The 13,100-nt window shown below is 56.9% G+C and carries 8 protein-coding genes and 1 tRNA gene; 5 read left to right on the plus strand and 4 right to left on the minus strand.

Annotated features, from left to right (window positions below; translation table 11 throughout):
- Positions 1 to 689 precede the first annotated feature (689 nt).
- Together ILT42_RS23250 and ILT42_RS03405 are read right to left on the minus strand one after the other, a co-directional pair.
- Positions 690 to 1,778, minus strand: a complete 1,089-nt coding sequence (locus ILT42_RS23250) for a DUF2806 domain-containing protein (RefSeq protein ID WP_407664496.1) — start codon at positions 1,776 to 1,778, stop codon at positions 690 to 692.
- A 993-nt stretch (positions 1,779 to 2,771) separates the two neighbouring features.
- A complete protein-coding gene (locus ILT42_RS03405; RefSeq protein WP_204213907.1) occupies positions 2,772 to 2,954 on the minus strand; it encodes a hypothetical protein in 183 nt (60 codons plus the stop codon).
- A gap of 401 nt (positions 2,955 to 3,355) precedes the next feature.
- On the opposite strand from ILT42_RS03405, the gene ILT42_RS03410 reads away from it, so the two are divergent.
- From ILT42_RS03410 to ILT42_RS03430, 5 genes are all read left to right on the plus strand, one after another.
- Positions 3,356 to 3,919, plus strand: coding sequence for a recombinase family protein (locus ILT42_RS03410; RefSeq protein WP_204213908.1), 564 nt, complete (start codon positions 3,356 to 3,358; stop codon positions 3,917 to 3,919).
- Positions 3,920 to 4,977: 1,058 nt separating this feature from the next.
- Positions 4,978 to 5,334: a hypothetical protein gene (locus ILT42_RS03415; RefSeq protein WP_204213909.1), complete on the plus strand. Its 357-nt coding sequence runs from the start codon at positions 4,978 to 4,980 to the stop codon at positions 5,332 to 5,334.
- 778 nt (positions 5,335 to 6,112) lie between these two features.
- Positions 6,113 to 7,495, plus strand: coding sequence for a hypothetical protein (locus ILT42_RS03420; RefSeq protein WP_204213910.1), 1,383 nt, complete (start codon positions 6,113 to 6,115; stop codon positions 7,493 to 7,495).
- An 807-nt stretch (positions 7,496 to 8,302) separates the two neighbouring features.
- On the plus strand, positions 8,303 to 9,052 hold the full coding sequence (locus ILT42_RS03425) for a hypothetical protein (protein WP_204213911.1): 750 nt from the start codon (positions 8,303 to 8,305) through the stop codon (positions 9,050 to 9,052).
- 270 nt (positions 9,053 to 9,322) lie between these two features.
- Positions 9,323 to 11,038 (plus strand): hypothetical protein, encoded by a 1,716-nt coding sequence (locus ILT42_RS03430; RefSeq protein ID WP_204213912.1) that lies wholly within the window; start codon positions 9,323 to 9,325, stop codon positions 11,036 to 11,038.
- 32 nt (positions 11,039 to 11,070) lie between these two features.
- Here ILT42_RS03430 and ILT42_RS03435 read toward each other — a convergent pair whose 3' ends face one another.
- Positions 11,071 to 12,882 (minus strand): site-specific integrase, encoded by a 1,812-nt coding sequence (locus ILT42_RS03435; protein WP_324617696.1) that lies wholly within the window; start codon positions 12,880 to 12,882, stop codon positions 11,071 to 11,073.
- Between the two features lie 84 nt (positions 12,883 to 12,966).
- A tRNA-Glu gene (locus ILT42_RS03440) sits at positions 12,967 to 13,042 on the minus strand.
- Positions 13,043 to 13,100: the final 58 nt, after the last annotated feature.

Consider the following 13,100-nt stretch of genomic DNA (forward strand, 5'->3'; position numbering starts at 1 on the left):
CATCGCATCGCTGCACGCCCAGCGCCAGGAATTGGCGACGTCGGTGGGCAGAGGGATCCCTATGGGCGCCGGCCAGGAGCTTCATTAGACATTTGGCTTCGGTCACCGCATTCGGCTCGGCTTTCATGCCGCCTACCTTCAATCCGCCTTGGTAGCGTCAAGCACTCGTCGCTGAGCCTTGACGAATTCGAGCCCAAGTCTGCGCGGGGCGATATCGTCGGCATGAAGGGAGCCCCAGGCCATCGATCGCCCGGTTCCCGGCCAAGCCACGCTCAAGGCGCACCTGCCCTGCAGCCCGCGCCGGGATTCAAGCGCTTGTTAAGCCGACATATTTCAGGGGTATGGTCTCAGCGGCCTTGTTGGCGCTCCCTAGGGGAAACGCAGGAATATCTCTTAAGTCATTGATAAGTTTTAAGGTTGCCGCCATCCAATCTTGAGATGCGTACCATGCTCTTGCACTAATGTCGAGGCGAACGTCTTCTACTCTATCCGCAAGACCGTCACCACCATCCTTGAGAACGCGGGGTCTCCGAGAACATCGCGGCTGACATCGTGGGGCACGATAAGCGCAGGATGACCTACGGGCTTTACTCGGTCGGGGCCTCGCTGGAGACCAAGAGGAAGGCCATTGAGAGGCTGAGGTACCCAGGGCTTTAGGCCACAGCAGTGCCGAAACGTCCCTAAATTTTTTACAGCGGGCTCGTACTAACGATGAAAAAGGCACCATCACCCGTAGGCTCCACGACGGATCGGGAAACACGAAGCCCCTTCTGCTTTAGGTCATCAGCTAGAGCTTGAATGTAGGCAGCAGGTGCAGTGAATGACCCAAGTTTTAGAACCTCTTGGCCTAATCGTGTAAGCGGCATTGACGGCTGCTCAACCCGGACTGTCCCGCTATCCGATTCGTACCTGATAGCCTGATTATCGTGGAAGACGTATAAGCTTGGCCCAGGCGGAGTAACATCAGTCCGCCACCTCATTCCAATACCGCCAATACCAATGATAAGGCCAAGGTCTTCTAGGTGCTGCAATTCCCTGAATCCCAGTCCCGCCGCGCCCAATATAGCCTCGTATTTCGCAATCCACCCCCCCTGAATGCTAAATGGGGCTAACCGAGCTATCAATTGAGCGTCGTATTGGTCGAGTGTTCTGACGAATGAGAGAGTTCGGAGTGAGAATGATCCGCTCTGCTTTACCTCTCCCGCCAGGAGACGAGCCCAAAGGCGCTGCATATCCTCACTGCTTGTTCGCTCGGCACCTTCTCTCCACTGGAAAATCCAGTCCTCGCTGGCTTCCGATTTGGGTTCGCTAGTCGAAGTGTTGGTGCCACTGTCTAGTTCGTCCTCAGCCATCCGTACCACGCTTCGGAGGTTCATTAGCTGAGTTGCCGCTTTGAGGTCTTCACCCATCCGCGCCCACCGCACTAAGCCAACGGTGTCTTCAATTGGCATGACATGGTGCGGAGAACTGGCCTGAGTGGTCGGCGCGGGCGGATTTGGGGCGTCACCGGAGGCGCTCCCAGACGGGGATGGTAGGGGTCGTGCAGGCGGTGTGTATGCGGCAACGAGCTTCCCGCTATCTGTCAATACGCGCCGACCCGCCAAGAGGTCTTCCACATCAAGCCGTGTTTGGGCATCACTTAGAGCCTCGTGACGGCGAACCTCGGCCCGCGCCTTGCCCTCGCGACGTATCTGGGTAGGGCTGAGCATGCCGGTTCCGAGTTTGTCGATGCTATCCCAAAATTTGATAAGCAACTCTTCCCCTGGAACCCACGTCATCCCTAACCCCACGGTAGGCTTGCCCCTGACAACATCCTACCTGACATGGGTTGAGTGCGAGCATTCCTCCGAGAACACCCTGAGGTAGTCCCCAACTAAAATTAGGGGTCTCGCATGTGAGAGGTACCCCGTAGACACAGCGGATCAGAGTTTCCCCCCGTACCCCCACCCCACCTTTTGGCCACGCGGGACAACAGACCTCAGGCCAGCCTCAAGCCAACCCGATGGCCACCGCGACCAGTATACTAAGGGTGCTCACCCCTGCGGCGGCACTAAGCGGGATGACGATGGCTTTGACTTCCTCGGGCAGCATGGGGTCTCTCGCGTCGGTGAGTAGCCGATAACGTAGAGACGAGAGAATAGTCCCAGCGTGGCCTTAGGATTTGCTCGTGAAGCCCTGGTCTATATCCAAGCCAACCCGACGACAGCAGTTAGGACAATGCTGAAGACGCTCAGCACGGTGGCAACGCATATGGGCACAAGGATAGCCTTCAGGTCTTCCAGCGACATAGACCCATCCTAGCCAGCTTGGGAGCGCATCCTAAGATAGCAGCTAAGGCACTGGAGGGCGACCGAAAGGTTAAGACTTGTTTACCGAGACCCCGGCGTTTGTTTCTCCCGCACAAGCTTGGGGAGGTCTTCAGTGAGCCACGCCACCATCTCTTCTCGGGTGGTTAGGGCTTCAGGCATCGGGATGAAGGGGCGTGGAACCTCAGGAACAATAATACGTACCTGAGGCTCGGCTTTGAGTTCTTGCGGCCGCTCCAGGAGAGACCACCTTGAGCCCAAATGCCTACGAAGCGCGACACCCGCTAGGAAGATCACTGCGACCCCAATAAGGGTGCATACGAAGAGGTCCACTACCGCTGTCATCGCCATCCGCCTAAAGCAGCCACAACGTTAGCGGGAGCTTTGAGGCAGGCCAAGGCGACTTTGGTTTGCGGCAAGGTAGCCGCCCCAGGCCCCATGCCGAGATAGGCGAGAGGCTTCCAACTACCTGACGATCAGCCTTAGGCCCGCGATGGTGTAGAGATGGCCGTCCGGGTCAATGATTGTGACGCCGTTCGCTCCCTGCTCCTTAAGCTCATCCGCCTTCCTGATCGCCTCTATCGGGTTGTCCGCTGTGAGGTGAACCGCCTGGGTCTGATCCTTGGCGGCAACAATGTGAAACTTCATGGTCCGTCCCCTGATGTTGGTGCTTCATGGCCAACGCAATGTCCAGGGCATCGGTTCGCGCGACAGGACGACACTGTTAGTCCGCAAGGGTAAGCGGCGAATGCGGCGAATGTCGCCTCTTGGAGAAAAGCCATTCAGCTTGTCTTGTTGAGGCTGGCGGCCCAGAGTTCTGTTTGGGCGGTGACACTTTGCTCATTCCCGAAGATGCTGCGCATGGGGACAATATCCGCCACCTGTAACCCTCAGAGTTTTGATGTAAACAATTATCGTCAACTTTGGGTGCACCCATAGTGAACGTCTAGGGCCGCGTAAAAGTGTGTTCACTTAGGGTTGACACGGGCATTTAGTTGACACTTATACTCAAGATCTTAGACCCAAAGTGAACATTGGGGGATAGAGCTATGAGTAAGATTGGATACGCCAGAGTTTCTACGGCTGACCAAGACACTGCCGCTCAAGTTGATCGCCTCAAGGCGGAGGGCTGCGGCATCATTCGGGAAGAAAAGGCATCAGGGGCGAGCCGTGAGGGGCGCACTGAGCTTGAGACCATCCTCGCCTTTCTCAGGCCTGGAGACGAACTAATGGTGGTTCGCCTTGACCGCTTAGGCCGGGATACTCGGGATGTGCTCAACATCGTACACGAGGTGAAGCAGAAGGGCGCATACCTCACAGTGCTTGAGCCCTTCGTGACGACCCGAGGCGAGACCGGAGAGATAGTCCTTACGGTCCTCGGCATGGTCGCCAAGATGGAGCGTCAGTTCATCCTTGAACGCCAGAAGGCAGGCATCGAGAAGGCCAAAAAGGACGGGGTCTATAGAGGTCGTCCTGTTAGGACAGAACTACATGCCCAGGTAAAGGCTTTAGCAGCTACGGGGGTCGGCGCTACAGCGATAGCGAGAGAGACAGGGTGCTCGCGCGGAGCGGTTTACAAAATCCTCAATGGGTCACAAGAGCGGGCTTTATAGGTCAGGGCCTATTGTGCTTGCTTTGCGGCTTCAGTCGCACTTTCGAGCAACTCCTGAAACTCCTTGTCGTCCATTGGTCTGCTTGTTGACGAATTGCCCGGCGCTGACTGTGAAGGGGCTATAGCATCGGCACCCCAAGGGCTGCATAAAGGTGCCCTGCGGAAGGTTACGAGACGGCAGACCGAAACGTTTCCCGTCAGTGCATCTATCCGCCACGCCCCGCCCGGTGCTGCCGCAACCTGATACCGGCTGTTCGTCTCAAGGCCTTGTGCCGCCGCAAAGTAGCTCACCGATGATGCGACCGCTACTAACCCGACAGCGATGAGCAAGGTCCGACCTGACATCTCAAACTCCCTCCAAAGGCAGTCGCCTGCGGTACGCTCCCCGCAAGCAAGCCTCCTGATCCCTAGTCGGGGAGTTGGAAAACCTAGCCAAGGCCGGTCCCTGTGACCTTTAGTTCGGAGAACCTGGACATACGCCACAGGCTCCCCGACCAAAAGATCGAGGATCGGCACCGTTCCGGTCGGCACCTTACCGCTTGGCTTGGGGTTTCCACGCCCCAGAGCACCGCGTCTGTGCTCCGAGATTTTTGTAGCTGACCGATCCGCTCCTGCCAATCCATAGATCGATGCGAGAGCCGCGTAGTCCCTTGAGTCGAAGACGGAAATCAGGTAAACAGATCTTGCAAATGATGATCCGTCTCGAACCCATGCTTCGGCGAGGGTCGTAGCTCGGTCAAAAGTCCGACAGCTCGGGCTTGCGCTTCCAAAACAATCCGCTTGCGAGGCTTCTCGCCACGTTGCTGCGCGTCTCAGCGTCAGCTTCATGGTGTGACATTTCCAGGCTCAACTTAACTAAGCACTGCGCAGTAGCGCGGTGGTGGAGCGCATATGGATAAATGCCAAGAACACCCAACGGCAGAATATTTCGTTTGGGTGGCGACAACTGACAAGGATGGCGGCCCGCACTTCGCGGAACCTAAGTCCTGCCATGCATGGACGATACGCACACGCTCATGGGAGATCTTCAAGTCCGGTTGGTCCGGCGGGACAATGACAGTGCGTGACTATCATACGAGGGCGATCCTGATCGCAGCACGGGAGGCCGCAAAGCACCTTCCGGAAGGCGCAGTGGCCCACTTCTACTCGAACTTAAGCTTCTTTTACGACGGGCTAAATGAGGATCGTTCTATCAGAAAGCAGAACAACTACAGAAGGTCGAACGGCAAAGGGAAACCTCTTGCATATCGGATCGAGCGAGAGGCGCTGGATGGCGTACTTGAGGCACGTAATTTGACAGTAAGCGCCGGACGACCAAACTCAGATCGGAGCGAGAGGCTCCTTGACGAGACAAAAGACGCTGCTGGACAAGCGACCCGAAATATTGGCCACAGCTTCGGCGATTGGGACATCTGATGCTCCCGGCAGCACAGTCTCAGAAGCGCAAAGCAGAGATACAGGCCCGCATTGCGAACATAGAGGCGATGCCCCGCTGTACGATCCTGAATTGCGGAAGACCTACGATGGCCGCAGCGGGGGTTGGACTAGCCGACACGCTCTGTCGCTATCACGTCCAGCGACAAGCACGGTTCGGCAGTGCATGGGCTCCCACGATCCCTGCGAAGGACCTGAAGCCCTACCTCAAGGCCGCCGCAAGTTGGCTCAAGAAGCACAATGAAGACGCCCTCGTTAGGCACGCTCTCATGGGCCTGGAGGGGCTTCTCGAAGGCTCAGGTAGGGTAGAGCCCGCGAGCCGCATCAAACGCCTCCCTGCCACGGTTCGCGCAAAAATTGCTTTTGCTAGACTCCGGGAGGCCGCTGTCCCGCCTGAGCGCCTTCTCGCCATCTACCTTGCCGTAGCCGCGAACATCCTTGACGATGCGGACAGCCATAGGGTCACAGTCTACAGATTGGTCCAGACCGCGAAACTGGCACACCGCTTAGCGTCGGGAAGCCACCAGCGGGGACAGTGGCCAATGCCCGATGGGTCAAGCGTCCCTTATGCCTTCCATACTTACCCGAAGTCGTCGGGCCGCATCCTGCGAGTCATGGGGGCGGAGCTTGAGGAGGTCTGCGCGGGTCTTGGTGATGGCGCGGTGCAGGCCGTGCGAGCGCTTAAGGCAGAGCGCTATGGGCTGCATCCATCGCAGTTGCCCGGCTGGGTGCCTAGGTGGCGGCGGGATATGCTGAAGCGATGACCTCTCACGCGACAGATAGCGCTGTGGCGGGTTGGTCAGAACATTCTAACAAGGAGGGGTCCCTTCGGGGGCCTCTCCAACCTCAAGCCCTCCCCTTCGATCCCCAACGCCGGGCCGCGTCCTCGGAACTCAAGACCGCCACAGGAAGGCTTGTAGACCACCTTGAAGCCCGTGAGCGAGACCTGGGGCTCCGCCGCCGCGCTCGAAAGGACACCGACCGGATAAGCTTTAGGCTCGCCCTAGAGTGCCTTTTCTGCAACTTGGCCACCGTGCTCATGGTGGGTGGGGATCGAGCGCTGGCAGTGCCCCGGAGCAGCGCTGTGATGTGGTCCACGAGCCGGTACCATTCGCCGGTTTACGGACAACACTTTCTCGATGCACTGGGCCTCATGGCCCACCCAGGTGTGCACCTCATCGATAACGGTAGGCGGGGCTTTAAGCTCAAGGGTGGAGTGGCCCAGCGTTCCACTGTGTTCCCTGCCCGTGAGCTTGCCGAATGGCTCCCGCCCGGTGGTCTGCGATGGGATGACTTCACGCGGGTGGAGGACCATGAGGTCATCGTGCTCAAGGGCAAGAAGACTGCGAAGACCGACATTGCGGAAGCCATTGAGTACGAGGACACCCCGTTGACCCGAAGGCGGAGGAAACAGGTCCAGCAAATCAATGCCTACCTCCGATCCGCGCCTATCATCATTGTGCCTGATGCCGGGCAGTTCGGTGAGACCAAGGATGGTCTTCCGGTAGACCCCGCACGAAGGACCGTGCGGCGAATCTTCAATAACGGAAGCTGGCTCCAAGGCGGGCGGCTCTACGATGCCTTTTGGGAGACCATGAAGCGAGAGGATCGCGGTAGGCTGCTTAGGATCGGGACCCCGTTGTGTCCTGAAGGTGAGCGCATCGCCAACGTGGACTACGGCCAACTCTTCATGACCTTGGCATACTTAGAGGCGAACCTCCTCCCACCCGAGGGTGACCTGTACGACATCACCGGCAACGGGTCTCACCGGGAAGGGTGGAAGCGTTTAAGCAATGCTCTCTTGCTCTCGGCCACCCCGCTACGGAATTGGCCAATGGGTCTGTCTAGCGACTTTCCACCGGGGACGAAGCTCAAAGCGGCCATTGCCACCATTAAGGAACGTCACGGCTCCATCGCCCATCTGTTCGGCACTGGGCTGGGCTTCAAGCTCATGCTGCTTGAGAGCGAAATGCTAATCGAGGCCTTGCTCAGGCTCTACGCGAAGGGCATCACCGCACTTCCCCTCCACGATAGTGTGCTTGTTGCAAGCTCTGAGGCTGGCGTTGCGGAGGAGGTTATGGCGGAGGCTTTCAGCCAATTGACAGGAGGAGTTCGCGCGAAGCTGAAGACCACCTTTAGCTAATGTTTACAACAGCTTGGCTTCTTACGCCTCCGCTAATGCTAAGAGTATATCCTCTAAGTCAGTAGTGGAGGTTTTCTCTCCCCCGCCTTGGACACCTTGAGGCCTCCCTTCAAGCTCCCTACTCTTTGCACTCTCCTACTCGTCTCCCCATCACCCAGTAGACCCGATGCTCTCCCCCTTAAGCTCCCCTCATGCACCTCGGGCGGCCTAGGCGGGGTGGGCTTCCCTTGAGTAGTCCGAGGGTCTGACTTGGAGCCCAGACCTCAAGTCAACCAGGGGGAGGCGGAGCACCCTTCGCCGTAGGGGGGCATGAGGTTAAACTCAATGCCAGGCGGGATGGGTAGCTGGCGATGAAGGAAACTAACAGATGACAGCACGGCCACTCCAGGTCCACTGCAAGGGGTCTCCGTGCTTGAGGAGGCTTGCGCTAAGCCTAGAGGTAGAGCGCGGGCGGCCCACCACACGCCACCACCTCGAAGACCTCATGCGCTCCCCTCACGCTTACCTCAGGTACCTTGGGTGGCATGGGTGACGGGGGGGGGCTGGTTTGAGTCGTCGAGGGGTCTGACTTAGAGGCGAGACCCCAAGTTACCCATAGACCTAACCAGACACCGCCACCTCAGGTAGCCCCGAGGTTACACGGGGTGGGCAGGACGTTTGACCTGAGGTCATCAAGGCGGAGGGGAGAGGACAGTGAAGACCACATGCCTACCTCATGTTCCCTGTGGGCACTGGGGTAAAGAGGTCTTGTGCGAGGTCTCCACGATAATTAGCTCTAGTTCTTGTTCGTGCGTGGGTTCGTTCGCGATGCTGGATGAAGCGGAGTATGCAGACGATTCAGGTGACCCCGAGTTAGCTTTCGTTCGACTTGAGCGGAAATATCGGACTCAACTAAAGCATAACATCGCCGGACTCGGAGACCAATTTCCGACTGGGGTCTATAACTCACTTTTGATAGAGTATATCAACCACGTATTAGCATCAGCCGACGCCCTTGGACTTGCGATCCTCGAAGAATACAAGGTCCCCTCCCATCGTGATCGCGATGTGGAATCGTTCTATCAAGACTTTATAACAGCGGTTGACCACTACGCAGTGAAAATCAAAATCGCACAAGCGCATGGGCATCGCGCTTACACAGTGGTCTTAAGCGCACCCGAGAAGGAAAAGGTTCGTCACTACGTTGAGCAAATCAAAGCGGTGATCGACGAGAGCAACCTCCCCACCGCAAAAAAGGAGGCTCTGTACGATAAGATCAACGAGTTCCTAAAGGCTATTGACCGAGATCGTACGACTCTTCAGACTTTCTCAGAACTTGTCGTTTCCACAGCAACCACAGTCGGGGATGCAATCGAGGAGCTTGAGCCAGCCTGGAAGTGGACCCGCCTGATTGCCGCTATGTTTGGTGTAAAGATTGAGGAGCAAACTGGTGCACTCCCGCGCCCGCGCCGCCGTGAGGCCATCGAGGGGCCTAAGCAGCGTCGCCTCCCGCCGCCAGACACCCAGAAGCATCCGCCTTCGAGGTTCTCAGACCTGGATGACGATATCCCCTTCTAGAACTGACGTCGTATGGAGGTAGGCGTGATCGATCCTGCCGAATGCTGAAGTTGCTCTTGCGAGATGCCCTCCCCTCACGCTTATCCAGTGCACCTGAGACGGCATGGGTAGTGAGTAGCTGGTTTGTGTAGTCGATGGGTCTGGCTTCGGCTCCCAACGTCGTATTGCTCATATACTTACTGAGCCCCCAGCACCTTAGGTATCCCCGAGGCCATGTGGCTTGCACATATTATTTGACCTAAGGCAGCCCAGACGGAGGGTAGCAGGTAAATGATGGACGCCTTAAGGGCCTACTTCGAGCCAATTTTAACATGGGCAGGTTGGGACTGGCTTCGGCTTACTCCCGCGACACCTCCCATCTCAGGTAATATCTTTAGCTTTGCCGAGTATCTGGCGGCACTAGCCTTGCTCTTGGTGGTTCTGTCGGCGTCTGACTTTCGATTTAGATACCGCCTATCAGTGACGCGGCTGAATCTCAGAATAACCGGCTTTTGGGTTGGCCTCGGCATCGGTTTCTCAATCTTGGTGATCGATGTTTGGTTTCAGAATGGCTTGCCCATTCCCAAGTTTCTCAACAATGCCAACAACCTTAAGGCCATTCTCGGATTCGTATTTCTAGCGTTCGTGTTCAAAGTCATGGCAGTAGCGCTCATTCGACCGCAAAGATTCCGTAGTTCCAATGCCGAGCAATTCTTGGCAGTGAACTACCATTTTATTCACGAGGGCAATCCTGAGCGACTTCAAGTCATTGCTGAAGAGCTTCGTGACTCTGCAAGATGGATCGTAGCATGTGCTGCAAAATATCCGGATCGTGAGCACGACTCAAGCAAAGCGACTATCCAACAGCAGTGCGCCATAAACCTACTGCTGCTTATCGGAGACATACGCTTTTGCCGCGTGGTCGTTGAGAAGGTTCCAACCCTAGCTTTTGTCTTCTTTGAGGAGGCGCATAAGTATCGTAACCGCCATCTGCCGATCTATCAGTTTTGTCGCAATATTGGACAGGAGTTTATACGAAATGAATCCTCATCTTTTTACCAGGAGAATGGCAGTTTTTACTCCGGACTTCTAGGCTACACCAGACCTGTGAGTAATACCATTTTCGGTAATTATGAATTTGTCGAAAAGTGCGCTGCCGATGGTGCTTCTCCTCTCGATATGGACTTCGTTTCTATCTCCGGATTTACCGCTAGGCAGATGGAAGCATACTCGCGAGCAGCGCTGGCCTTTCTAGAGAGCAACCTCAAGGCAACTAGGGGACTTTCGCACCCACACTCTTACGCACTGGCAAGATTACTCAGCAGTATGGATCACGCACTTTATGGACTGAGTTCTTTAAATGACTCACAGGATTATCTAACATCAGATGCGTACGGTCGCTTGAAGGCTGTCGTATCATTCGTGGAAAAAGCCATTGAGCTGGCTGAGAACTATGCAAAGAAGCCGGTGAAGCTGACAGGCGCAAAGCGGGATAAAGATCAGCTTCGGCAACAAGACATATTTGACAAGCTAGCTGGCCTGATTTTTGAGATCGTGCTTGCGGCCTCAGACGTTTCATCGCCCGCCTGGGCAGCTTGGACTGTCCAACACAACTCAACGTGGGGACAAATTTTCGGATTACGAAAAACGAAGGCTGCGGAGATTATTCGTCTCAGACTTCAACGCCTAATGTATGAAGAGATTGTGCGCATGAGCGTGACTCCAAATTTCAAGGGGGCTCGCATTCTCGGCTACTGCCTGAACGTTCTAGGCCTCACGCTACCCGACCGCCGCAAAGGCTATGGAAGAGAGTTTTACCCGTTGCAATTGATGGCCTTGAGGTGGGTAAAAACAAATTATCGAAAGCTTCTCAACGACCATCCAAATGTTGCCGCAGCCTGTATTCTAGGGTCTGTGTCATACGATGCCGAGCATCACCGGCTCGTGAGCACTGACTTTAGCAAAATCCGAAAAGAGCCCAATCGCGAATACTTTGAACTCGACTAGATTGTTAACAGTCAGTGACGTGGCATAGTAGGTTACATGCTGAGGTTTTGAACCACCTCAGGTACCTCAAGCCTCTCTAAAGACTCCGCCATGGCTCTCAACCCAAAGCCACCCCCGTAGCTCCGCCCTACCCCGCCGCCCGTATGTCCCGTGAGAGCATCGTGCATCTCCTCCGAGAGACCCGCATCCCTGGCCATTCGCTTGAAGGTGTGCCGGAAGGAGTGGAACACCTTGCCCGCATCATCGACCCCGGCCTTGTCCCGAAGGTACCGGTTGAACCACTTAGACCACGGCCCTGCTCTCCGCCCCTGGCTGTCTGACTTGATGTCCGGCCATAGGGAATCCTGAAGCCCTGCCCCACGGTCCAAGAGGGCTTGGCGGTACCGAAGGAGACCCAGCCTTTCCAACTCCGGGTGCACAGGGACCTTGCGGCGGGAACTTGCGGTCTTGATCGAACGGCCACCCTCTGTCCCGATGTCGAAGTGCCAGATGCCGGACTCCGGGTCTGGCTTGAGGTCTCCGATACGGAGTTGCGCGAGTTCGCCTTGGCGGGCTCCTGTGAGGAGAGCAATGAGCGGAAGCCAGTAAGCCGCCTCTCCGCCCCCACCCTCGGGCCGCTGCCCCGCGCTATACACTGGTGTGCTGAAGATGGCCTTGAGGTCCGCCACTGTGAAGGGTTCCCGCGTGTCGGCATCCCGATCATCAACGGCCAGCTTCAAGCCCTTGCCGAAAGGGTTCACGAAGCCGGGCGCTGCGTCCAGGTGGCCCTCGCGCTCGGCGTTCGAGACAATGGCAGACAAGAGCGAGAGAGACTTATTGATTGTGCCGCTGTGGGGAGGCGGCAGCTTTGCAACTGACGGGGTCTTCAGCACCTCCCGAATAGGCAAGGCCTTCAGCTTCGCAGGCAACCGCGTAGGCACTCGGGCTAATGCATCCCGGAACTCGCGAGCCCTTTCTCTAGTGATCGCCGCAAGCCGCATGTCGCCATGCATTTCCTTGAAGCGGCGCACCGCGTGGTCCGCTTCACGCACCGTGTTGGCTCCCGGCTTCTTAGACCCCCGTGCTGGGCTCCCCGCCTTCCAAGCCTCATAGGCTTCAGAGAGCTTCGGGCCTTTGTCTGAGGCAAGCTTCGGCGTCGGCACCTCATCACCGCCTTGCCGTTCGCGCATGAGGCCATACGCCTTCACGTGAGCTTGAAGCACCGCGAGCCCGGCATCACGATACCAAGAGGCGGACGGGTCAACCGGAATGCCGTGCTTCTTCAGGTAGGTCCTGAGTTCCGGGTCCACGATCTTTGGGTCTCGCCGCGCTTGAGCCTTGCGGTAGTCGGCCTCAAGCTCCTCTAGCGCCTCGCCATAGGCACCAAAGTGGTCTTCTTCCATTCCCTTGGCTTGAGGCCCTGAGACCCCGATTAGGTCCGGCCACTGCGAGCGCTCCTCCGCTGTTTGCAAGCGCCGTCTATCGTCGCCTTCCTCGCGGGCCTCTTCATCGGCGGCAAGAAGCTCGGCCATCACGCTGGCTTGAAGGTCCTCTAGGTCCAGCCCTCCGGTCGCTTGAGGGCCGTGCGCGATCAGCCTTTCAGCGAGCGCAAACAATTCGGCAACTCTTACGCCCTCCCGGAGGTCGCGTTTCTTGCCCTCGCGGAGGTCGGTGGTCTGGAGAGAAACCGTAAGCTCCCGCTTAAAGCGGCCTGTCTTGAGATTAGTGAGTTCGGCAAGGGCTTCCCGCGCGTAGGCCGGGACCGGCTTTCCAGCCAGCGACCGAGGCAGCATTCGCCGAAATTCATAAATGCCAGATCGCCGCCGCTGCATGTAGGTAATCGCCATTGCCACGTACCACCACATAGTACCACGAAAACGTACCAGGGCGGCATACCTAACCCCTTACGAGGAAGGTTCTTTTTGGCTTACAATGGCTTAGAAGACCTTTGGCGCTCCCTAGGGGACTCGAACCCCTGTTTTCGCCGTGAGAGGGCGACGTCCTAGACCGCTAGACGAAGGGAGCTAGCAAGGTGGAGGCCGGTCGTATAACCAGCCTTTTCGTTATCATCAAGCCCTAACAT

The organism is Microvirga pudoricolor (assembly GCF_016892705.1).
Taxonomy (GTDB): Bacteria; Pseudomonadota; Alphaproteobacteria; order Rhizobiales; family Beijerinckiaceae; genus Microvirga; species Microvirga pudoricolor.